The organism is Novosphingobium sp., assembly GCF_037133355.1.
Taxonomy (GTDB): Bacteria; Pseudomonadota; Alphaproteobacteria; order Sphingomonadales; family Sphingomonadaceae; genus Novosphingobium.
Genome location: NZ_JBAXOI010000009.1, coordinates 65,418 through 84,786, shown reverse-complemented (window position 1 = coordinate 84,786; position 19,369 = coordinate 65,418). Strand labels below are relative to the sequence as shown.

At 66.6% G+C, this 19,369-nt stretch carries 27 protein-coding genes; 8 read left to right on the top strand and 19 right to left on the bottom strand.

The window, feature by feature from the left end:
• Window positions 1-107 precede the first annotated feature (107 nt).
• On the top strand, window positions 108-1,223 hold the full coding sequence (locus tag WCL10_RS10965; RefSeq protein ID WP_336895679.1) for a TauD/TfdA family dioxygenase: 1,116 nt from the start codon (window positions 108-110) through the stop codon (window positions 1,221-1,223).
• Here the strand turns inward: WCL10_RS10965 and WCL10_RS10960 are convergent.
• From WCL10_RS10960 to WCL10_RS10950, 3 genes are read right to left on the bottom strand one after another with little or no spacing between them, the layout of a single operon-like run.
• Window positions 1,213-1,365, bottom strand: coding sequence for a DUF2474 domain-containing protein (locus tag WCL10_RS10960; RefSeq protein ID WP_336895678.1), 153 nt, complete (start codon window positions 1,363-1,365; stop codon window positions 1,213-1,215). The genes WCL10_RS10965 and WCL10_RS10960 overlap by 11 nt on opposite strands.
• The gene (gene cydB, locus WCL10_RS10955; protein ID WP_336895677.1) at window positions 1,352-2,359 is read right to left on the bottom strand and encodes a cytochrome d ubiquinol oxidase subunit II; all 1,008 of its coding nucleotides are present in this window, start codon (window positions 2,357-2,359) and stop codon (window positions 1,352-1,354) included. Before cydB ends, WCL10_RS10960 begins: the two co-directional genes overlap by 14 nt.
• Window positions 2,356-3,717 (bottom strand): cytochrome ubiquinol oxidase subunit I, encoded by a 1,362-nt coding sequence (locus tag WCL10_RS10950; RefSeq protein ID WP_336895759.1) that lies wholly within the window; start codon window positions 3,715-3,717, stop codon window positions 2,356-2,358. Before WCL10_RS10950 ends, cydB begins: the two co-directional genes overlap by 4 nt.
• A gap of 240 nt (window positions 3,718-3,957) precedes the next feature.
• Here WCL10_RS10950 and WCL10_RS10945 point away from each other — a divergent pair, with 240 nt between their 5' ends.
• Genes WCL10_RS10945 through WCL10_RS10930 form a run of 4 tightly spaced genes read left to right on the top strand, consistent with a single transcriptional unit; the run spans window position 3,958 to window position 6,827 of the window.
• Window positions 3,958-4,467, top strand: a complete 510-nt coding sequence (locus tag WCL10_RS10945) for an N-acetyltransferase (protein ID WP_336895676.1) — start codon at window positions 3,958-3,960, stop codon at window positions 4,465-4,467.
• Window positions 4,468-4,490: 23 nt separating this feature from the next.
• A complete protein-coding gene (locus WCL10_RS10940; RefSeq protein WP_336895675.1) occupies window positions 4,491-5,060 on the top strand; it encodes a DUF1285 domain-containing protein in 570 nt (189 codons plus the stop codon).
• The gene (locus WCL10_RS10935) at window positions 5,057-5,659 is read left to right on the top strand and encodes a CoA pyrophosphatase (protein WP_336895674.1); all 603 of its coding nucleotides are present in this window, start codon (window positions 5,057-5,059) and stop codon (window positions 5,657-5,659) included. The genes WCL10_RS10940 and WCL10_RS10935 overlap by 4 nt, the downstream gene beginning before the upstream one ends.
• The gene (locus WCL10_RS10930; RefSeq protein ID WP_336895673.1) at window positions 5,652-6,827 is read left to right on the top strand and encodes a CCA tRNA nucleotidyltransferase; all 1,176 of its coding nucleotides are present in this window, start codon (window positions 5,652-5,654) and stop codon (window positions 6,825-6,827) included. Before WCL10_RS10935 ends, WCL10_RS10930 begins: the two co-directional genes overlap by 8 nt.
• 77 nt (window positions 6,828-6,904) lie before the next feature.
• On the opposite strand, the gene WCL10_RS10925 is transcribed toward WCL10_RS10930, so the two are convergent.
• The 14 genes from WCL10_RS10925 to hisB all read right to left on the bottom strand — a co-directional run bounded on the left by WCL10_RS10925 (window position 6,905) and on the right by hisB (window position 16,241).
• A complete protein-coding gene (locus WCL10_RS10925) occupies window positions 6,905-7,450 on the bottom strand; it encodes a J domain-containing protein (protein ID WP_336895672.1) in 546 nt (181 codons plus the stop codon).
• 36 nt (window positions 7,451-7,486) lie between these two features.
• Entirely contained in the window at window positions 7,487-8,002 is a 516-nt protein-coding gene (gene pal / locus WCL10_RS10920; protein ID WP_336895671.1) for a peptidoglycan-associated lipoprotein Pal, read from the bottom strand.
• Window positions 8,003-8,109: 107 nt separating this feature from the next.
• Window positions 8,110-9,513 (bottom strand): Tol-Pal system beta propeller repeat protein TolB, encoded by a 1,404-nt coding sequence (gene tolB, locus WCL10_RS10915; RefSeq protein ID WP_336895670.1) that lies wholly within the window; start codon window positions 9,511-9,513, stop codon window positions 8,110-8,112.
• A gap of 4 nt (window positions 9,514-9,517) precedes the next feature.
• A complete protein-coding gene (locus WCL10_RS10910; RefSeq protein WP_336895669.1) occupies window positions 9,518-10,414 on the bottom strand; it encodes a hypothetical protein in 897 nt (298 codons plus the stop codon).
• Between the two features lie 4 nt (window positions 10,415-10,418).
• Window positions 10,419-10,877: an ExbD/TolR family protein gene (locus WCL10_RS10905; protein WP_336895668.1), complete on the bottom strand. Its 459-nt coding sequence runs from the start codon at window positions 10,875-10,877 to the stop codon at window positions 10,419-10,421.
• Between the two features lie 4 nt (window positions 10,878-10,881).
• Window positions 10,882-11,604: a protein TolQ gene (gene tolQ / locus WCL10_RS10900; RefSeq protein ID WP_336895667.1), complete on the bottom strand. Its 723-nt coding sequence runs from the start codon at window positions 11,602-11,604 to the stop codon at window positions 10,882-10,884.
• Window positions 11,601-12,068, bottom strand: coding sequence for a YbgC/FadM family acyl-CoA thioesterase (locus WCL10_RS10895; RefSeq protein ID WP_336895666.1), 468 nt, complete (start codon window positions 12,066-12,068; stop codon window positions 11,601-11,603). The genes tolQ and WCL10_RS10895 overlap by 4 nt, the downstream gene beginning before the upstream one ends.
• Before the next feature lie 195 nt (window positions 12,069-12,263).
• Window positions 12,264-12,647 carry a histidine triad nucleotide-binding protein gene (locus tag WCL10_RS10890; protein ID WP_336895665.1) on the bottom strand — a complete coding sequence of 128 codons (384 nt, stop codon included), beginning with the start codon at window positions 12,645-12,647 and terminating at the stop codon, window positions 12,264-12,266.
• 2 nt (window positions 12,648-12,649) lie between these two features.
• Window positions 12,650-12,973 (bottom strand): phosphoribosyl-ATP diphosphatase, encoded by a 324-nt coding sequence (locus WCL10_RS10885; RefSeq protein ID WP_336895664.1) that lies wholly within the window; start codon window positions 12,971-12,973, stop codon window positions 12,650-12,652.
• A 46-nt stretch (window positions 12,974-13,019) separates the two neighbouring features.
• A complete protein-coding gene (locus WCL10_RS10880) occupies window positions 13,020-13,199 on the bottom strand; it encodes a PEP-CTERM sorting domain-containing protein (protein WP_336895663.1) in 180 nt (59 codons plus the stop codon).
• A gap of 207 nt (window positions 13,200-13,406) precedes the next feature.
• Complete coding sequence (hisF, locus tag WCL10_RS10875; protein ID WP_336895662.1) at window positions 13,407-14,168, bottom strand: imidazole glycerol phosphate synthase subunit HisF; 762 nt, start codon at window positions 14,166-14,168, stop codon at window positions 13,407-13,409.
• A 144-nt stretch (window positions 14,169-14,312) separates the two neighbouring features.
• Window positions 14,313-15,038, bottom strand: coding sequence for a 1-(5-phosphoribosyl)-5-[(5-phosphoribosylamino)methylideneamino]imidazole-4-carboxamide isomerase (hisA, locus tag WCL10_RS10870; protein WP_336895661.1), 726 nt, complete (start codon window positions 15,036-15,038; stop codon window positions 14,313-14,315).
• Window positions 15,035-15,655, bottom strand: a complete 621-nt coding sequence (hisH, locus tag WCL10_RS10865; protein ID WP_336895660.1) for an imidazole glycerol phosphate synthase subunit HisH — start codon at window positions 15,653-15,655, stop codon at window positions 15,035-15,037. The genes hisA and hisH overlap by 4 nt, the downstream gene beginning before the upstream one ends.
• Window positions 15,648-16,241: an imidazoleglycerol-phosphate dehydratase HisB gene (gene hisB, locus WCL10_RS10860; RefSeq protein ID WP_336895659.1), complete on the bottom strand. Its 594-nt coding sequence runs from the start codon at window positions 16,239-16,241 to the stop codon at window positions 15,648-15,650. Before hisB ends, hisH begins: the two co-directional genes overlap by 8 nt.
• A gap of 93 nt (window positions 16,242-16,334) precedes the next feature.
• Between hisB and WCL10_RS10855 the strand changes: the two genes are divergently transcribed.
• The 3 genes from WCL10_RS10855 to gmk are packed head-to-tail and all read left to right on the top strand — an operon-like array spanning window position 16,335 to window position 17,873.
• Entirely contained in the window at window positions 16,335-16,829 is a 495-nt protein-coding gene (locus WCL10_RS10855) for a ClpXP protease specificity-enhancing factor SspB (RefSeq protein WP_336895658.1), read from the top strand.
• The gene (locus WCL10_RS10850; protein ID WP_336895657.1) at window positions 16,826-17,200 is read left to right on the top strand and encodes a hypothetical protein; all 375 of its coding nucleotides are present in this window, start codon (window positions 16,826-16,828) and stop codon (window positions 17,198-17,200) included. The genes WCL10_RS10855 and WCL10_RS10850 overlap by 4 nt, the downstream gene beginning before the upstream one ends.
• A gap of 31 nt (window positions 17,201-17,231) precedes the next feature.
• A complete protein-coding gene (gene gmk, locus WCL10_RS10845; protein WP_336895656.1) occupies window positions 17,232-17,873 on the top strand; it encodes a guanylate kinase in 642 nt (213 codons plus the stop codon).
• Window positions 17,874-18,019: 146 nt separating this feature from the next.
• Here gmk and WCL10_RS10840 read toward each other — a convergent pair whose 3' ends face one another.
• Together WCL10_RS10840 and WCL10_RS10835 are read right to left on the bottom strand one after the other, a co-directional pair.
• Complete coding sequence (locus tag WCL10_RS10840) at window positions 18,020-18,487, bottom strand: SRPBCC domain-containing protein (RefSeq protein ID WP_336895655.1); 468 nt, start codon at window positions 18,485-18,487, stop codon at window positions 18,020-18,022.
• A complete protein-coding gene (locus WCL10_RS10835; protein ID WP_336895654.1) occupies window positions 18,484-19,365 on the bottom strand; it encodes an SMP-30/gluconolactonase/LRE family protein in 882 nt (293 codons plus the stop codon). Before WCL10_RS10835 ends, WCL10_RS10840 begins: the two co-directional genes overlap by 4 nt.
• Window positions 19,366-19,369 lie beyond the last annotated feature (4 nt).

The window sequence follows — 19,369 nt, the reverse complement described above, 5'->3', positions numbered from 1 at the left end:
CCCGCGCCCCCGCGCCGTGCCCTATGGCAAAGTGCAGGACTGGCGCCCGCCGCCGCAGGGCTGATCCGCCAATCAGCGATCAACATTCTGGCACGACGGGAATTCCCATGACTCTATCGACCTTCGAGGTGCGGGCGGACGCCCTCCTCGTCACCTGGGCGGATGGCGGTTCGGCCACCTACCCCACCATCTGGCTGCGCGACAATTGCCCCAGCGCCTTCCACCCCCAGACCCACGAACGCGTGCTCGATCTGCTCTCACTGAACCCGAATCCGGTGCTGCTGAGCGCCGAGCCCGCAGGCGAAACCATCACTCTGCGCTACGCCGACGGCCACGCGAGCGCCATGCCCACCGCGCTGCTTGACGCCCATCGCCCCGGCCAGCCCGCCGCCGACCCGGCGGATATCCCGCCCCGGCTGTGGCGCGCCGATCTCACCGCTGCCGGCATTCCCCGCTTCGCAGCTGCGCAGCTTCTGGCCGATGACGCCCAGCTGAACACCTGGATGCGCGAGACTGCCCGCTACGGCCTCTCGATTGTCGACGGCCTAGCCGATCATATCGATGCCGGCGTCGAAGTGGCCCGCCGCATCGGCTTTCTGCGTGAGACCAATTTCGGCACGACCTTCGAAGTGGTGAACCGCCCCGATCCCAACAACCTCGCCTACACGGCCGTCACGCTGCCGCTGCACACCGATCTGCCCAATCAGGAAGTGCCCCCAGGCTACCAGTTCCTCCACTGCCTCGCCAACGAGGCCACCGGCGGTGGCTCGCTCTTCGCCGATGGTTTCGCGATCGCCGAAGACTTGCGCGCCGACGACCCCGAAGCCTTCCGCCTGCTAAGCGAAATCGTGATCCCGTTCCGCTTCCACGATGAGGAGGCCGACATCCGCGTCCACGCCCCCGTGATCCAGTTGGACCGGCATGGAGCCGTCACCGAAATCCGCTACAACGCCCACATCGCCGCCATGTTCGACATGCCAGCGGACGTGATGCCCGCCTTTTACAGCGCCTATCGCGCCATGATGACCAAGACCCGCGACCCGGCCTACCAGCTCACCTTCAAGCTCGACGCTTGCGAAATGGTCGTCTTCGACAACCGCCGCGTCCTCCACGGGCGCGAGAGCTTCGATCCTGCATCGGGCTTCCGGCACTTGCACGGCTGCTATGTCGATCGCGGCGAATTCGCCTCGCGCCTAAGGCTGCTGGCGCGCTCTAGGCTCTGAGCCAGCCGCGCAGCACCATTGCCACAGCGCCGAGCGTTCCCACGCTCAGTGCCCAGATCGCGGCCATCCATGCGAGGCGGCGCCACAGCGGCGTCGCCTCCGCACGTTCGGCGCCACCAAGGCGCGGGTCAATGATAGCCATGTTCACCGACCTTTCCGCGGAACACCCAGTAGGTCCAGCCGGTGTAGGCAAGGATCAGCGGCATGATCAGCAGCACACCGACGAGCATGAATTCCTGGCTGCGAACCGGCGCGGCGGCCTGCCAGATCGTGATCGAAGGCGGAACCACATGCGGCCACATCGAAACGCCCAGCCCGATCATGCCGAGTAGAAACAGCACCAGCGCCAGCGCAAAGGCCTGCCCGCTGCGCCGCTGCGCCAGCCCGCGCAGCAGGAACAGCGCAGCGAGGCCTGTCACCACCGGCACCGGGCTGAGGTACAGCAAGGTCGGCATCGCGAACCAGCGCTGGTAATAGGGCGCGGCAAGGAACGGCGTCGCAAGGCTCACCGCCCCCATCGCCGCAAAAGTCGCCCAGGCCGCCAGCCGCGCATGGCCAAAGGCCCGCTCCGCCCCGCTCCCCTCGATCTTGCCCGCGAGCCAGCACGCGCCCAGCAGCGCATAGCCGCAGACCACGCCAAGCCCCGTCAGCAGCGAATAAGGCGAAAGCCAGTCGAGCCATCCGCCCGCATAGGCGCGCCCCTCGACATGCACACCCTGCAGCAGCGCGCCGAGAATGACCCCCTGTGAAAGCGCCGCCACCAGCGAACCACCCGTGAACGCCAGATCCCAGAACGCCCGGTGCGCCGGATCGCGCCAGCGGAATTCAAACGCCACGCCCCGGAACACGAGGCCGAGCAGCATGGCCATGATCAAGGGATAGGTCGCGGGCAGGATGATCGCATAGGCGAGAGGGAAGGCCGCCAGCAGCCCGCCGCCGCCCAGGACCAACCATGTCTCGTTGCCGTCCCAGACAGGCGCGATCGCGTTCATCGCCTGATCGCGCTCCGCGCCGGGCGTATAGAAGGGAAAGAGGATGCCGATGCCAAGATCGAACCCGTCCATCACAACATACATGAGGACGGCGAAGGCCAGGATCAGCGCCCAGACCGTGGTGAGGTCGAACAGCGCGCTCATTCCGCCGGCTCCGGCAACGGGCCGGCGGTGCGGATCGGCGCATGGTCATCGGCCTCGAGCGGTTCCTCGTGCTCATGCGGCGCGGCGTGCATCATCTTGAGGAGGTACCAGATGCCCACCCCGAACACCGCCGTGTAAACCAGCACGAAGGCCACCAGCGAGGCTCCCACCGCTGGCGCGGCAATCGGGCTGCGGCTTTCCGCCGTCGTGAGCAGGCCATAGACGGTGTAGGGCTGGCGCCCCACTTCGGTCGTCGTCCAGCCCGCGATCACCGCAATGAAGCCCGAAGGCCCCATCAGCACCGCAGCCCGGTGCAGCCACGGCGAGGCGTAGAGCTGCCCCTGGCCCCGCGCGATCAGGCTCCACACGCCCAGCCCCAACATGGCGAACCCCAGCCCCACCATGATCCGGAACGACCAGAACAGGATGGCCACTGGCGGCCGTTTGTCCGGCGCGATGGTGTCTAGGCCAGCCAGCGGTGCATCGGCATCGTGCTTGAGTATGAGACTGGACATCTTCGGGATGCCGATGGCGTAGTCCAGCCGCTGCGCCTTGTCGTCGGGTATGCCGAAAAGATAAAGCGGCGCACCTTCGGGATGGCTCTGGAAGTGCCCCTCCATCGCCATGACCTTGGCCGGCTGGTGCGCCAGCGTGTTGAGCCCGTGCTCGTCCCCCGCCACGATCTGCACCGGGGCGACGAGCGCTGCCATCCACATCGCCATCGAGAACATCACGCGTGCATGCCCGTTCTCGCGGTCGCGCAACAGGTGCCAAGCCCCCACCGCGCCGACCACCAGCGCTGTCGTGAGGTAGGCCCCGATCACGGTATGGACGAAGCGATAGGGAAAGCTCGGGTTGAAGATGATCGTCAGCCAGCTCGGCCCCGGCAGAAAGCGCCCGTCCGGGCCGATCTCGTAGCCCACCGGGGTCTGCATCCACGAATTGACCGCGATGATCCAGAACGCGGAAATCGAAGTCCCGATTGCCACCATCAAGGTCGCGGCAAAGTGCAGCTTTCGTCCCACCTTCTCCATACCGAACAGCATGACGCCGAGGAACCCCGCCTCGAGGAAGAAGGCAGTCAGCACTTCATAGGCCATCAGCGGCCCGATCACGCTCCCCGCCTTGTCCGAAAAGACCGACCAGTTGGTGCCGAACTGGTAGGACATGACGAGGCCCGAGACGACGCCCATGGCAAAGGCCACTGCGAAGATCTTCAGCCAGTAGCGGAACAGGTCGAGATAGACCGTCTGACCCGTGCGCAGCCACAGCGCCTCCAGCACCGCCAGATAGCTCGCAAGGCCGATCGAGAACGAGGGGAAGATGAAATGGAAGCTGATCGTGAACGCGAACTGCATCCGCGCGAGCGTGAGAGCGTCGAAGACCGTGTGCACCGGCTTCTCCTCATCCTGAGCGGCGCCGCGTCCGCAAAATACGGAGGGCGCGGAAGGTCCCCTAGCCGCTCGCCGCGCAACATACTAATGACAAGGAGGGCAATACGCTTGCAGTTTTCGCAAAGTCCTCCCCTCCGCTTGCCCCCTGCCCCCCGGCCCGCTATCGGCGCGCTTCCGCAGCCGCCCACGAAAGCCCGCCCCGCCTTGGCCAACCTGATCCCGCTTGCCGATATCGATCCCGCGCTGATTGAGGAAGTGCTCGACGCCGCCTTCGGGCCGGACCGCTTCGCGCGCACGGCCTACAAGGTGCGTGAAGGTACCGAGTGGCTTCCGGGCCTTTCCTTTGCCGCGCTTGATGAAGGCGATCATCTGGCGGGCACGATCCAGTGCTGGCCGGTCGCGCTCACCGATGCGTCGGGGCGCCGTCATCCCATGATCATGGTCGGCCCCGTCGCTGTGCTGCCGGGCCTGCAGGGCACCGGCTATGGCAAGGCGCTCGTCACCGCCAGCCTCACCGCCATCGACCCGCGCGCGCCGCTGCCGCAGGTGATGATCGGCGATGCGGACTACTACGGCCGCTTCTTCGGCTTCTCCGCTGCAAACACCGGCGGCTGGAAGCTGCCGGGTGCGTGGGACCCGGCGCGTCTCCTCTGCCGCACCGCCAATCCGGCCGTCCTTCCGGGCGAAGGCATGCTCGGCCCTTGGCGCGGCTGACCTGATCTGGCATCGGCGGTCCCGTGCCATACGAACCGCCCGCAGACCTTGCCGCGATGTCCCTTGCCGATCTGGCCGAGGCAGTCGCCGCGCGCCGTCTGCCTGCGGTCGAAACCTGGAACCCAGCCCACATCGGCGAGAGCCACATGCGCATCGCGGCGGACGGCACCTGGTTCCATGAAGGCGGCAGAATCACTCGCCCCGCCATGGTCCGCGCCTTCGCAAGCCTCCTTACGCGCGATGCCGAAGGTCGGCACTGGCTCGTCACCCCTGCCGAAAAGCTCGCCATCGCGGTAGACGACGCCGCCTTCATCGCCACCGACATGGAGGTGCGGCGGGACGCCGATGGCAGCCCCGTCATCGCCTTCCGCCTCAACACCGACGATCTCGTTCTCGCCGGAACCGATCACCCCCTGCGCGCCGCCGGCACCGCCGAGACGCCCGCCTTCTATCTCGCCGTCCGCCACGGCACCGAAGCCCGGCTCAATCGCAGCACCTACGGCCAGCTCATCGACCACGCGCTCACCATGTCCAAGCCCGAGGCGCTGGCGGTCGAAAGCCTTGGCTCGCGCTTCGGCTTGCTGCCCGCATGAACCTGCGCGATCATCTCGCCCGCCTGTTCGATATCGGCCATGCCGAACTGGTACCGCCGGCCTATGAGGACTGGCGGCCGCTCCCTGATACGCCCTTGCGCCCCGCCGCTGTGCTGATCGCCGTCACCGACCGGCCCGATCACCCCGAAGGCCCCGGCGTGCTCCTTATCCACCGCCCCTCGCACATGCGCGCGCATCCCGGGCAGGCCGCCTTCCCGGGCGGCAAGCTCGATCCGGGCGAGACGCCGATCGAGGCCGCCCTGCGTGAAGCAAATGAGGAACTCGGCATCGATCCGGCCCTCGTCGATGTGATTGGCGCGACCGACCAGTATCGCACCGGCACCGGCTACGACATCACACCGGTCCTCGCGATGGTCCCGCCCGACCTTGCCATCCAGCCCAATCCCGCTGAAGTCGCCGGCTGGTTCGAGCCGCCGCTCGCCTTCGTGCTCGATCCCGCCAACCATGTCCGGCGGGAAAGCGAATGGGCCGGGCGGCGCGGCAGCTACATCGATATCCTGTGGCACGAGCACCGGATCTGGGGCGTCACCGCCGGGATCATCGCCAATCTCGCGCAACGGATCCGCTGGCATGGCTAAGGCGCACCTCCCTGCAACCGACTGGACGCGGCGGCCCGACCTTGCCGCGCTCGTTGCCGCGCTCGATCCGGCGGGCGAGGGTCTTGTCCGCTATGTCGGCGGCGCGGTGCGTGACACCTTGATGGGCCTGCCGGTCAAGGACATCGACATGGCGACCCCGCTGGAGCCCGCCGAAGTTATCGCGCGGCTGACGGTGGGCGGTATCCGCAGCGTACCCACCGGCCTTGCCCACGGCACAGTCACCGCCCTCGCCGCAGGTAGCCCGGTCGAGATCACGACGCTGCGCCGCGATGTCTCGACAGACGGCCGACACGCGACCGTCGCCTTCTCGCAGCACTGGGAGGAAGACGCCGCACGCCGCGATTTCACGATCAACGCGCTTTATGCCGATCCGCAGAGCCTGACGGTCCACGATTTCTTCGGCGGCCTCGAAGACTTGGCTGCCCGCCGCCTGCGCTTCATCGGCGATGCCGAGGCGCGCATCCGCGAGGATTACCTGCGGATCCTGCGCTACTTCCGCTTCCAGGCCCGCTTCGGCTCGCTCCCCGCCGATGCGGAAGCAGAAGCGGCCTGCGCGGCGTTGGCGCAAGGCCTCAAAGGCCTTTCGCGCGAACGCATCGCCAGCGAGCTTCTCCTGCTCCTCGCGCTTCCCGACCCCGCTCCCACCATCACGCGCATGGCTGAACTGGGGGTACTCGCGGTGATCCTTCCGGAAGCCGATCCGGCAGCGCTCCCCCCGCTCCTTGCCGCCGAAGCCGCGCATGGCGTGGCCCCCGAAGCGCTTCGCCGCCTCGCCGCGCTGCTCCCTGCGGATTCCGCGCTTGCCGAGCAAGTCGCCGCGCGCCTGCGCCTCAGCATTGCCCAGCGCAAGCATCTCGCCCTCGTCGCCGCGCGCACCCGGCCCGAAGGCGATCCCCGCGCTCTTGCATACCGCGTTGGCCGCTCCGCCGCGCAAGACCGCCTGCTCCTTACCGGCGGCAGCATCGCTCCGCTCGATCACTGGGCAATCCCTCAGTTCCCGCTGAAGGGCGGCGCCGTGGTCGCACGCGGTGTAAGCGCGGGGCCAGAAGTCGCCCGCATCCTTCGTGCTGTCGAAACACGCTGGATCGCCGAAGGCTTCCCGGATGCCGCGCGGGTCGAGGAATTGCTGACCGAGGAACTGCGCTGACGCCCCCCGGCTAACCGCCCCCCTCGCTTCAAGGGACATGTGCGGGGGTGGGGCCTCTCAGGCAATTGCCGCAGGGATCAGCCTTCGTCCGAACCCTTCCACTCGCGCCGCTCTTCCGCCGCGCGCAGCACTTCATAGGCAGTCTGCAGCTTCAGGAACTCGGCTGCTGCATCCTTGTCGCCGGGGCGCAGGTCGGGGTGGACTTCCTTCGCGCGCGTCCGCCAGGCCTTGCGTACCGCCTCGAAGTCGGCGTCAGCCTCAAGCCCCAGCGCTTCCAGCGCGCGCATCTCGTCACGGCTGCGACTGCCGTCACCGGGGCCCGCCCAGGTATCATAGGCCGATTGGCGATAGCCCGAAGTCTCGCCGCGCTCGGCCTTCTCGCGCAGTTCGGCCTCTTCCTTGTCGAGCCCCTCGAAGTAGTTCCACCCGGCGTTGTATTCGGCCGCATGCCGCTCGCAGAAATACCAGCGGTCGGGGTTGTTGGGCGATTTGGGTGCTGGCCGGTCGCCCTTCTCCTCACAGCCGGCGCGGTCGCACAGACGCACGGGCGCGGCTTCGCGGGCGCCTTCATAGCCCCGCCAGCGGGGGAAGCCCCAATCAGCCGATCTGCCTTGCCGCGCCATCGAAGTGGCCCCTATCCCCGTTTCACCGGCGTTGCTTCACTGGACGGTGATCGTCACCGCGCGGCGGTTCTTGGCCCAGCTCAGCTCATCGGAACCCAAGGCGATCGGGCGCTCCTTGCCATAGCTTACCGTGCTGACGCGCGAGGGATCGATGCCGAGGCTGACGAGATAGTTCTTCGCCGCGTTGGCGCGGCGCTCGCCCAGCGCGAGGTTGTAATCGCGCGTGCCGCGCTCGTCGCAGTGGCCCTCGATCGTCACCCGCTTGCCCGGATAGCGCGCCAACCACTGGGCCTGGCTTTGGAGGATGCCCTGATCCTCGCTGTCGAGGTTGTAGCGGTCGGTGTCGAACAGGATCGTGTCACCCAGCACCGAGGCGATGAAATCAGCCTGGCTGCCCGGTGTCGGCCCCATCGGCTGGGTCGCGGGCGGATTGGTCGTGGTCGTGCCAGTGGCGCCGTTCGGCTGGGGCGGCAGTTCCTTTGGCGTGGTCGCGCAGCCTGCGAGCACGAGGCCGGACGTCAGCAACAGCGCTGTGAAGATCTTGCGGGTCACGGGTTCGGTCTCCTTGGTCAATCAGTGCTAGAGTGCATGGCACAGCCCGAATCGGCAATCAGTTTCGACACATCCTTAAGGCAGCAATGGCTTAAGGCAGCACCGGCTCAAGGCAGCACTGGCCCCCACGCCGGGTCCGAGCCATCCACCGGCGTGTTGAGCCGCCGCTCGTTGCGCCCGGTGAGATCCACCTGCCAGATCGAGGTGCGCCCGGTGGTCTTGGCGGTGCGGAAGAACTGCACGATGCGCCCGTTGGGAGACCAGGTCGGCGCCTCGTCCTGCCAGCTGTCGGTGAGGTACCGCATCTCCCCGCCTGCCGGGTTCATCACCGCGATGCGCAAGTCGCCGGCGATGTGCGTAAACGCGATCTGGTCGCCCCGAGGGCTCCATTCAGGGGTTGCCGCGCGGCCGCCGAAGAAGCTTACGCGCTTCTGGTTCGAACCATCCGCGTTCATCACATAGACTTGCTGGCTGCCCGAGCGGTCGCTTTCGAACACGATCCGGCTGCCATCGGGCGAATAGCTGCCGCCCACATCGATCCCAGGCGAATCAGTAAGCTTGATCGATTCGCCCCCGCCGGCGGAAACGCGGTAGATGTCGGTGTTGCCCGCAATCGCCATCGAATAGAGGATGAACTTGCCATCGGGCGACCAGCGCGGCGCGAAGGTCGGCCCCTTGCCCTCCGTCACCAGCCGCTGCTGCTTGCTTTCGATATCATAGATATAGATGCGCGGCGTGCCGTTCATGTAGCTCAGATAGACGAGCTTGCTGTAGTCCGGCGAATAACGCGGAGTGAGCGCGGTCGTCTGCCCATTGGTGATGAAGCGGTGGTTGGCGCCATCGGAATCCATGATCGCTAGCTGCTTGCGGCGGTGATCCTTGGGCCCCGTCTCGGCAATGTAGGCGATCTTGCTGTCGAAGAACGGACTTTCACCCGAAAGCCGCGAATAGACCATGTCCGCGCACTTGTGCGCCGCGCGCCGCCAGTCTTCGGGCTTCACCACATAACCCTGGCGCGCAAGCTCGCTGCCCAGTGCCACGTCGTAGAGGTAGCATCCCACCGTCAACCGCCCGTCTGGTCCCGCTTTCACGAAGCCATGCACCAGCATCTCGGCCGAGCGCGCGCGCCAGTTGGGGAAGGCGGGCGCCGCCACCTCGCCGAAGGTGACCGGCGGCAGCGCATCGGGGCCGACCGGCTTGAACAGACCGTTGTTCTTGAGGTCGCCATAGACAACACGCGCAAGATTGCGCCCCAGTGCCTCGGTGTTCCCACCGTCGGCCGGGGTGGGCAGCATCTCGTTGGTCGGGAAGCTGGGGATGGCGATCGCGGCGTCGTTGTTGATCGTGCCGACGACATCTTCCTCGGGCGAGGTTGCGGCATCGGTTGCCTGAGGCTGCGGGGCTTGCGGTGCGGACTGGCCAGTCTGCGCCGCGGCCTCGGCGGCCGGTGAGAGGGCAAGGAAGGCGCACAGCAAAGGTGCGCAAAGGCCGGCGACAAGGGGGCTACGCAAGGCTCTACTCTTTCCTGAAATTGAGCTTGTAGTTTTTCCAGAAATCATACGATTCGGCCGGAAGACTGAACGGCGCCGCAGTCTTGATCGCGCGAACCGCACACTCGGTGAATCGACTGACTTGCGCCGTGTTGGCCGGAGTCTGGCCTGAAAGAACCGGCGTTGCAATGCTCACGACGTTGCCGCCACGGTCCAGCTGAAATGTGACGCTGGCGCGCAGCTTCTCGATCTCCAGACCATTGACCGGGCAGCTGTTCCACGGCGGAAGAACCTTCCGGTTGATCGTCACCCGGATCGCGGCCTTGGCCTCGGCGCTCAGCGCATCCGCCGGATTGCCGGTCGCGCCCGGCTTGGTGCCGGTGTTGATACCCTTGAGGAAATCCGCCCCCAATTGGCTGGCACCGCCGGGCGCATTGGGCCGGGTGCGCTGCCGGGGATCGAGCGGGGCGGCGGCCGAGGGCTTGGCAACCGGCTTGACCGGCGGGGTTGGCACAGCGCGCGGCTGCGGGGCCGGCCTGGGCTGGGGCTGGGGCTGGGGTTTTGGGACGGGCTCAGGCCGCGCCGGCGCGAGCGGCGCTGGCTTCGGCTGCGGCTGGGGCGGCGCCACTTGCGGCGCGGGCTGGGGCGGAGCCGGCTGCGGCAAGGGCTCACCCAGATCTGGCGCCACGTCGGGCGCGGCCTGCGTATCGGGATCGGGCGATGTCGACTGGTCCGCGATCTCGTCGGCGAAGGTCACTGTCATCCGCTCGGGCGGCGACATGATCGTCTTGCCCGGCGGCGCCAGGGTGAGCGCCGCGATCAGCCCCGCATGCGCCAGAAGCGCAAGAACCAGCGCAAGGCCTTCTTCGCGCGTGAAGCCGCGTGAAGGACCAGCCAGATCGGTGGGGGCGCTCATCGCCATGGCGTTAGGGTGCCGTGACTGAACCGTTGGTGACCAGCGAGATCGACTTGAACCCCGCCGCATTGAGCGCGCCCATGACCGCGACCACGCGGCCATAGTCAAGGCCGCGGTCCGCACGCAGCGTGACGAGTGGGGCCTTTCCTCCCGGCCCATCCGCCGCCAGCCCCGCCAGCCGGTCGGAGAGCTCGCCCGGTGCAAGTTCCTGATCGTCGAGGAACACACGCCCTTCGCCGTCCATGCTCACCGTCACGGTCTTCTGCTCGGTCTTCAGCGCCTCGGCACGACTGTCGGGCAAGTCGATCGGCACGCCGGCCGTCAGCATCGGCGCGGTGACCATGAAGATGATGAGGAGCACGAGCATGACGTCGACCAGCGGCGTCACGTTGATCTCGCTCATCGCCGCGCCTCGCCCGCGGACCCGCCGCCCTCGCCGTCCGCCGCCGGAGGCCGTGTTCATCGCCATGACCTTACTGCTCCAGCTCGCGGCTCAAGGTCGAATGGAAGCGGTCGGCAAAGCGGAACAGCCGGGTCTCGAAGCGGTTCACCCGGTGCGAGAAGCGGTTGTAGGCAATCACGGCCGGGATCGCCGCGAACAGGCCAATGGCGGTGGCGAACAGCGCTTCGGAAATGCCCGGCGCCACCACCGCGAGCGAGGAATTCTGCTGCGCGCCGATGTTGAAGAAGCTGTCCATGATCCCCCAGACCGTTCCGAACAGGCCCACAAAGGGAGCAACCGAGCCCACCGTCGCAAGGAAATTGAGCCGCCCCGCCAGCCGGTCCGCCTCTGCCGTCACCGCGCTTTCCATTGCCGAATTGAGCCGCTGGCGCGTGCCCTCGCGGTCGATCGTGCGGCCCGATGTGGACCGCCGCCATTCGGCCAGCGCCACCGTCACGATCCGCGCGCTCGGCACATCCTTGGTGCCGTTCTCCTTGTGGAAGGCATCGACATCGCGCGCTTCCCAGAACGCGGTTTCATACTTGTCGCATTGGCGCTGCACCCGGCTCATGCGCAGCGAGAAGGCGATCACGATCATCCAGACCCAGATCGAGGCGAGCACCAGCGCGCCCATCACCACCTGCACAACGATATCGGCGTGGAGGAACAGCGCCACCGGATTCAGCCGGGTCGGCATGCCCGCGGTCGCCCCGGCAGCAACGGGCACGGCAGCAGCAAGAACGGAAAGCATCATGGGAGATCAGACCCTTCAGGGGGGAGCGCAAGAAGCGACGTGAAAGCGGCGGTAAACTGGGCAGGCTGCCGCCGCGCCCGCCCGCCGGGCGAAACGAAGGCAACCCGCACCCGCGCCTCGCAAAGCAGCCCGTTGCCAAGCAGCGCCTTCTGGACAAGCGTACAGGTGACGCGCGAAACCTCGGCGACAGTGCTTTCGATCAGCACATCGTCATCGAGCCGCGCCGGGCGTAGATACCGAAGCGCGAGGTCGGTCACCGCAAAGGCTCCCTCCCCCGCCTCCTGCGCGGCGCGCTGGTCGATGCCAAGGAGGCGCAGCATGTCGGACCGGGCGCGTTCGAACCAGCGCAGATAGTTGGCGTGATAGACCACACCCGAAAGATCGGTGTCCTCGAAATAGACGCGCACCGCATAGAGGTGACGCGCGCCGTCGAAGCAGCCGGAAGGGGGGGCGGGGTTCGGCATGGGCGCCGCTGTCCTAGCCTCCCGGCGAGTCGCAGGGCAAGATCAAAGGCGGGGAATTGTTAAGCATGCGCGCCGAAGGCCTGTGCCAGGCAGTCGCGGGGCCTACCCAAGCCCCTCACGCAAGTGGGAGAGGAGCTTAATGCTGTCTTCTTCTCCCCTCCCGCATGCGGGAGGGGTCGGGGGTAGGCTTCCCCTTCAATCCACCCGTGCCAGCAGCGGCCCCAGTTGCCGCCCCGCAAACACATGCACATGCAGATGCGGCACTTCCTGGTGGCTGTTGGTGCCGGTATTCGCGAGCAGCCGATACCCGGGCGCCACCAGCCCGGCAGCCCGAGCCACATGCCCTACCGCGCGCACGAACCCGGTGATCTCCGCATCCGAAGCCCGCGCTGAAAAGTCGTCCCAGCTTACGTAGGCGCCCTTGGGGATAACCAGAATATGCGTCGGCGACTGCGGGTTGATATCGTGGAAAGCGAGGGTCCACTCGTCCTCGAAGACCTTGCGGCAAGGAATCTCCCCGCGCAGAATCTTCGCGAAAACGTTCTGGTCGTCATAAGGCTGGGTGGCATCGACCGCCATGGTCACGAACTCCTGCTGGCTTTCTCGGCAATCCCGGACATGCCCTCGCGCCGCTCCAGTTCCGCGGTCACATCGGCAAGGCTGACCCCGCAATCGCCGAGCAGCACGAGGAGATGGAACAGTAGGTCCGCCGCCTCGCCTGTCAGCGCCTCGGGGGTCCCGGTCAGCGCCGCGATCACGACTTCGGTCGCTTCCTCGCCCACCTTCTGCGCCATCTTGCCGCGCCCTTTGGCGTGGAGCCTGGCGACATAGCTGGAGCCGGGATCGCCCGCACGCCGTGCCGCAATCGTGGCTTCCAGCCGGGCAAGAAGAGTGGTTTCGTCCATCCCGGCGGGCATGGCGCGCCGCCTCAGCAAGGTCAAGCTGGCAAGCTCAGTCCTTGCGCTTGGCCACCCGGCGCCCGATGATCAGGCCTGCCAGGCCGATGGCGAAGAGCGTGATATTGGTCGGTTCGGGGACGGCGGTCCCGCCACTTGTCGAGGAGACTTGCGCCAGCGCGGCGCCGGCAGGGGCAAGCATCAGAATCAGGGCAATCGGCACAGTGCGCAGCACGTTTTGGCTTCCCGGGTGACGCATCACAAAAAGTTAATGCAAACCCTGTGCCACGCCCCTCGAAACCAAGGAAACACCGTAATTCCAGTGGTTAACGCCTCACGCGCCAAACTGCCGATCGTAAAAAACCCGACAGTTCCGCTTCCGCTCCTCGCCAGCGGAGCCACCCCAGGGGGGCTCTCAAACAAGCGCAATCCCTTCAGGGCCTCACCCCCGCGCCGGAATCCCCGCCGCGCGCAAGGCGGCATGCGCCTCGGCAATCGAGTGTGTGCCGAAGTGGAAGATCGAAGCCGCCAGCACTGCGCTGGCGTGCCCCTCGGTCACCCCTGCGACGAGATGCTCCAGATTGCCGACTCCCCCGCTCGCGATCACCGGCACCGACACCGCATCGGCAATCCGCCGCGTCAATTCCAGATCATAGCCCGCCTGCGTTCCGTCGCCGTCCATCGAGGTCACCAGCAGTTCGCCAGCACCCAGCTTTGCGAGGTTCTCGGCATGCGACAACGCATCGATGCCCGTCGGCCGCCGCCCGCCGTGCGTGAATATCTCCCACTTGCCGGGGCCCGTGCGCCGCGCATCGACCGAGCCGACCACGCACTGCGCGCCAAACCGCTCGGCAATATCGCGCACCAGTTCGGGCCGCGCGACCGCCGCCGAATTGACCGCGACCTTGTCCGCACCTGCCAAGAGCAGCGCCCGTGCGTCCTCCGGGTCACGCACCCCGCCGCCCACGGTCAGCGGCATGAAGCACACCTCGGCCGTGCGCGCGACGACATCGAGCAGCGTCCCGCGCCCCTCGTGCGTCGCCGAGATATCAAGGAAACACAACTCGTCCGCGCCCGCCTTGTCATAGGCCCGCGCCTGCTCGACCGGATCGCCGGCATCGCGCAGATCGACAAAATTCACGCCCTTCACCACGCGCCCATCGCGCACATCAAGGCAGGGAATGACGCGGATACGGACGGTCATGGCACTCCTTCCAAAAGCCCTCTCCCCTTCAGGGGAGAGGGTTGGGAGAGGGGAACTTGCGCTGCGCCTGCCCCTCTCAACTCCGGCTAGGCGCTGTGCACCAAGCCTCCGTATCTCTCCCCTGAAGAGGAGAGAGCAAACAATTTACGCCTCGGCCATCGCAATCGCGGCAGCAAGATCGAGCCGCCCTTCAAACAGCGCCCGCCCGGTAATCACGCCCTCGATCCCGTCCGCCTCGTGGATCTTGAGCATCCGGATATCGTCGATGCCCTTCACCCCGCCGCTGGCGATCACCGGCAGCCGCGTCGCGCGCGCAAGGTCCAGCGTCGCGTCGATATTGCAGCCCTTGAGCAGCCCATCGCGCCCCACATCGGTAAACAGGATCGAGGCCACGCCCGCATCCTCGAACCGCCGCGCCATATCGACGATCGAAACGTCGGAAACCTCGGCCCACCCTTCCGTCGCGACCATCCCGTCGCGCGCATCGACCGCCACCACGATCCCGCCCGTATAGGCCTTGGCCATATCCTTCACGAACTCGGGGTCCTTCAAAGCCGCCGTCCCGATCACCACCCGGCTCACGCCGAGATCGAACCAGCCATCGACGGCAATCGGATTTCGAATGCCCCCACCCAGCTGCACGTGCCCGGGGAACACCTTGAGGATGCCCTCGACTGCCGCGCGGTTTACCGCCTCACCAGCGAACGCGCCGTCGAGGTCAACCACATGGAGATACTGCGACCCGGCCTCGGCAAACAGCATCGCCTGCGCCGCCGGATCATCGCCATAGACCGTCGCACGCGCCATATCGCCCTCGGCGAGACGCACGACTTGTCCGGCTTTGAGGTCAATCGCGGGAAAAACGATCAAGGCTTCCACTCCAGAAACCGCCCAAGCATCGCCAGCCCATAGTCCTGGCTCTTCTCGGGATGGAACTGCACCCCCAGCACATTGTCGCGCCCCACCGCTGCGACGAGCCCGCCGCCATGGTCGGTCATCGCCGCCACGCTCGCGCCTTCCTCGGGTACGAAGTGGTAGGAATGCAGGAAATAGGCCTCACCCGGCACGATCAGCGCATTGTGGTGCATCGGCTCCACATCGTTCCAGCCCATGTGCGGCACCTTGATCCGCGGATCAGTTCGCTCGATCGCGCGCACTTCGCCGCCGATCCAGCCGAGCCCCTCGGTCACGCCGAATTCGATGCCCCGGTCCGCCAGCAATTGCATGCCCACGCAAATGCCAAGGAACGGCGCGCCGCCCACCAGCACGCGCTCGGTCATTGCCTCGACCAGCCCCTGCACGCCCCTCAATGCCTCGATGCAGGCTTTGAACGCACCGACGCCCGGCAGCACGATCCGGTCCGCCGCGCGCACCACGCTGGGATCGGCTGTCACCGCCACCCCTTCCGCACCGGCTGCCTTCAGCGCGTTGGCGACCGAGCGCAGGTTTCCGGCGCCATAGTCCACCAAGGCAAGCACTTCAGCCACCGAGGATGCCCTTGGTGCTGGGCACCGCATCGCCCTTCCGGGGATCGATCTCGACCGCACCGCGCATCGCCCGGGCAAAGCCCTTGAAGATGCCCTCGATCACGTGATGATTGTTCGAGCCGTAGAGGCATTCGATATGCAGCGTGATCCCGGCGGCCTGCGCGATCGACTGGAACCAGTGCTCGAACAGCTCGGTATCCATCTCGCCAAGGCGCGGCTGGGTAAATTCCGCCTTCCACACCAGCACCGGCCGCCCCGAGATATCGAGCGCCACGCGCGCCAGGGCCTCGTCCATCGGCGAATAGGCCATGCCGTAGCGGGTGATGCCCTTCTTGTCGCCGAGCGCCTGGGAAATCGCCTGTCCCAGCGCAATCGCGCTGTCCTCGGTCGTGTGGTGCTGGTCGACGTGGAGGTCGCCCTTAACATGGCACGTGACGTCGATCAGCGAGTGGCGGCTGAACTGCTCGATCATGTGATCGAGAAAGCCGATTCCGGTGTTCACATCGTAGGTGCCGGTGCCATCGAGGTTCACCGCCACCCTGATGTCGGTCTCGTGCGTGGTGCGGGTGATCGATCCGGTGCGCATGGGGGTCGCCTATAGGCCACTTCCGGGCAGAATCAATCGCCTGCACGTCGCGCCCTCTTGACCCGCGCGCGGCTCCAAGCCACCCTAAGGGCCATGAGTGACGCGCCCGACAGCCTGATCCCCTATGACGAAATCGTGCAGGAGGCCCTGCGCGCCGTCGTCGGCCGTGTCCTGGGCCAGGTCGAAAGCTCGGGCGGCACGCTTCCGGGCAACCACCATTTCTATATCACCTTCAAGACCGGCGCACCCGGCGTCGCGATCCCGCAGCGCCTCAAGGAGCGCTTTCCGGACGAGATGACCATCGTCCTCCAGAACAAGTTCTGGGAACTCAAGGTTACCGACGAAGGCTTCAGCGTCGGCCTTTCATTCAACCAGATCCCCTCGACGCTCGTGATTCCCTTCAGCGCGATCACCGCTTTCGTCGATCCGGCAGTCGATTTCGGCCTCCAGTTCCAGACCGCCGGTGAGGAAGATGACGAGGACGAGCCGCCCTTCGATGCCGAGAACGATTCGCCCGAAGGCTCCGAACCGGCCGGGCCTGACGATGGCTCCAACGTCGTCACCGTGGATTTCGGCCGCAAGAAGTGAGCGCCCCCGGCGAGAAGGCCCCAGCGGCGCAAGCGACTCCCGATTCGCCGCCTGATCCCGTCACCCCGCTTACCCGCACGATCCTTGCCGGCATCGCCATGCGCGCCGGCTCCACCTTGCTGAAACGCAGCGTCGATCGCGGCATCCTCGGCGCCGCGCCCGAAGCGCTGAAAAGCGCGGCGCGTGCCGCCGGTGCCAAGGCCGCGGAAACGGCAGCAAAAGCGCCTAAAGCCAAGCGCGGCCTCGGCACCCGCCTGCTGACCGCCGCCGCCACCCGCATCGCCACGCGCTCGGTACCCGGTGCCATCATCGTCGGCGGCGCGCTGCTCGCCAAGACGCTTCACAACCACCGCAAAAACCGCAAGGCTTGACCGAAACGCCTGCCATGCGCCAACAGCGCGCATGACCCAGCATTCCGACGCGCTCCATCGCCGCGGCCTCATGTTCATCCTCTCCTCGCCCTCGGGCGCAGGCAAGACGACGATTTCGCGCATGCTCCTCGAGGCCGATTCCGCGATCCGCCTCTCGGTCTCGGCCACCACCCGCCCGATGCGCCCCGGCGAGGTCGACGGGAAAGACTACCACTTCGTCACCCAGGCCGAGTTCGACCGCATGGTCGAGGAAGATCTATTTCTCGAATGGGCGCACGTCTTCGGCCACAGCTACGGCACCCCCAAGGCCCAGGTGAAGGCGGGCCTGCGCGAGGGCCACGATTTCCTCTTCGATATCGACTGGCAGGGCACACAGCAGCTTTACCAGAAGCTTGAAACCGATGTCGTGCGCGTGTTCCTCCTGCCCCCCAGCATCGACGAACTGCGCCGCCGCCTGACGGGACGCGGGACTGACAGCGCAGATGTCATCGCCGCCCGCATGGAACGCGCCCGCGCTGAAATCAGCCACTGGGACGGCTACGACTACGTGGTCGTCAATGACGATATCGACCAGTGCTTCGACAAGGTGCGCGAGATCCTCCACGCCGAACGCATGAAGCGCGCCCGCCAGACCGACCTGATCGGCTTCGTACGCGAACTGATGCGGCCGTAGGGCGCACTGCCTGCGCCGCGCCAACACCCCAAGCCAGACCTGTCCCCCACCCCTCGTCATTGCGAGGAGCGAAGCGACGAAGCAATCCAGAGCGGTGGTGCACAAGCGCTCTGGATTGCTTCGCTACGATGATGACCAAGGAGGGCTCAGACCCCCAGCAGCGCCGCCAACTGCCCGAGTTGCTGCGGCAAGGCCAGCGCCGAGCCCACCAGCGCCTCGTCGCGCGCCTCTTTCGATGGATAGTGCTCGTGCAAGGTGAGCAGGGTTCCGCCGCCCTGATCAGCGAAGGTTACGGTCGTCAGCGCCCCGTCCGGGTCCTCGGCATTGGTCCAGACAATGTGGGCATCCGGCACGACCTCGGGATAGATCCCGTGAAACGCCATCTCGCCGGCATCACCGAAGGCATAGACCAACCGGTACGAGCCTCCAGTGCGCAGATCGATATCGCATTCCAGCATGGTGATGCCGAAGCCCTCCGGCACCCACCATTTCCGGAACAGGGCCGCATCTGACCATGCCTTGAACACCTGCGGTCGCGTCGCCGCGATCCAGCGCGTGATCGCAAGCTCGCGCTCGCCGATGCCCCACGCCGCTTCTGCTTCGCTCGCGCTCAAGGCAGCCCAGCCCGGGCCACATCAACTTCCGCCACCAGCACCACGCCCTTTGCCGCGCTCTTCGCCACCTCGGCATCGCTGCTCGGCGCGCAGAGCATGAACAGGTGCCGCCCCTCCGGCCCGCCCAGCATGCAGGCATAGCAGGGCATCTCGCCGGTCGAGACGACCTCCAGAACCGCCCCGCCCTCGCCGATCCGTGCGCATTCCGGCGCCAGCGGGTTGGCGATCCAGATCGCGCCTTCAGCATCGAGCGCGATGCCGTCCGGCACGCGCGGCGCGGTCTCGGCCCACACGCGCCGCCCCGAAAGCGCACCATCCGCACCGATATCAAACGCCGTCAGCCGCGCGCCCAGCGTCTCGCCCACGATCAGCGTCTTGCCGTCGGGCGTGATCACCGTGCCGTTGGGGAAGCTCAGGTCCGGCGCCCCCACCGAAACGCTGCCATCCGCTTGCACAAGCACCAGATTGGCCTTGGTATGGTCGGCCAGCACCGCGCCCACGCCCCGCATGCGCAGTTCATGGTCGAGATCGAACCCGAAGTTGCCGACGTAGGCGCGGCCCTCGCCGTCCACGACCATGTCGTTGCACAGATGCGCGGTCAGCTCCGCGATATCGGCATGCAGCGCCAGCCGTCCGTCCGGCCAGCGCCGCCAAACCTGCCGCTTGCGCATGGATACGAAAAGCAGCGAGCCATCCGGCATCCAGCCCAGCCCCGATGGCTGGTCGTCAAGCTCCAGTTCAATGCGATGATCCCCCGCCAGATCGACCGAGCGGATCGTATGGCTGTAGAAATCGCTGAACCACAACCGGCCCTCATGCCAGCGCGGCCCCTCGCCGAAGTGGAACCCATCGGCAAGCTGGTGAACCGCGCGAGCCATCGGC

Excerpts from the sequence above, each read along its gene's own strand:
- WCL10_RS10965 (WP_336895679.1), top strand. The coding sequence starts at position 108 with ATGACTCTATCGACCTTCGAGGTGCGGGCGGACGCCCTCCTCGTCACC.
- WCL10_RS10960 (WP_336895678.1), bottom strand. The coding sequence starts at position 1,365 with ATGGCTATCATTGACCCGCGCCTTGGTGGCGCCGAACGTGCGGAGGCG.
- cydB (WP_336895677.1), bottom strand. The coding sequence starts at position 2,359 with ATGAGCGCGCTGTTCGACCTCACCACGGTCTGGGCGCTGATCCTGGCC.
- WCL10_RS10950 (WP_336895759.1), bottom strand. The coding sequence starts at position 3,717 with ATGCAGTTCGCGTTCACGATCAGCTTCCATTTCATCTTCCCCTCGTTC.
- WCL10_RS10935 (WP_336895674.1), top strand. The coding sequence starts at position 5,057 with ATGAACCTGCGCGATCATCTCGCCCGCCTGTTCGATATCGGCCATGCC.
- WCL10_RS10930 (WP_336895673.1), top strand. The coding sequence starts at position 5,652 with ATGGCTAAGGCGCACCTCCCTGCAACCGACTGGACGCGGCGGCCCGAC.
- WCL10_RS10925 (WP_336895672.1), bottom strand. The coding sequence starts at position 7,450 with ATGGCGCGGCAAGGCAGATCGGCTGATTGGGGCTTCCCCCGCTGGCGG.
- WCL10_RS10910 (WP_336895669.1), bottom strand. The coding sequence starts at position 10,414 with ATGGCGATGAGCGCCCCCACCGATCTGGCTGGTCCTTCACGCGGCTTC.
- WCL10_RS10905 (WP_336895668.1), bottom strand. The coding sequence starts at position 10,877 with ATGGCGATGAACACGGCCTCCGGCGGCGGACGGCGAGGGCGGCGGGTC.
- tolQ (WP_336895667.1), bottom strand. The coding sequence starts at position 11,604 with ATGATGCTTTCCGTTCTTGCTGCTGCCGTGCCCGTTGCTGCCGGGGCG.
- WCL10_RS10895 (WP_336895666.1), bottom strand. The coding sequence starts at position 12,068 with ATGCCGAACCCCGCCCCCCCTTCCGGCTGCTTCGACGGCGCGCGTCAC.
- WCL10_RS10890 (WP_336895665.1), bottom strand. The coding sequence starts at position 12,647 with ATGGCGGTCGATGCCACCCAGCCTTATGACGACCAGAACGTTTTCGCG.
- WCL10_RS10885 (WP_336895664.1), bottom strand. The coding sequence starts at position 12,973 with ATGGACGAAACCACTCTTCTTGCCCGGCTGGAAGCCACGATTGCGGCA.
- hisF (WP_336895662.1), bottom strand. The coding sequence starts at position 14,168 with ATGACCGTCCGTATCCGCGTCATTCCCTGCCTTGATGTGCGCGATGGG.
- hisB (WP_336895659.1), bottom strand. The coding sequence starts at position 16,241 with ATGCGCACCGGATCGATCACCCGCACCACGCACGAGACCGACATCAGG.
- WCL10_RS10855 (WP_336895658.1), top strand. The coding sequence starts at position 16,335 with ATGAGTGACGCGCCCGACAGCCTGATCCCCTATGACGAAATCGTGCAG.
- gmk (WP_336895656.1), top strand. The coding sequence starts at position 17,232 with ATGACCCAGCATTCCGACGCGCTCCATCGCCGCGGCCTCATGTTCATC.
- WCL10_RS10835 (WP_336895654.1), bottom strand. The coding sequence starts at position 19,365 with ATGGCTCGCGCGGTTCACCAGCTTGCCGATGGGTTCCACTTCGGCGAG.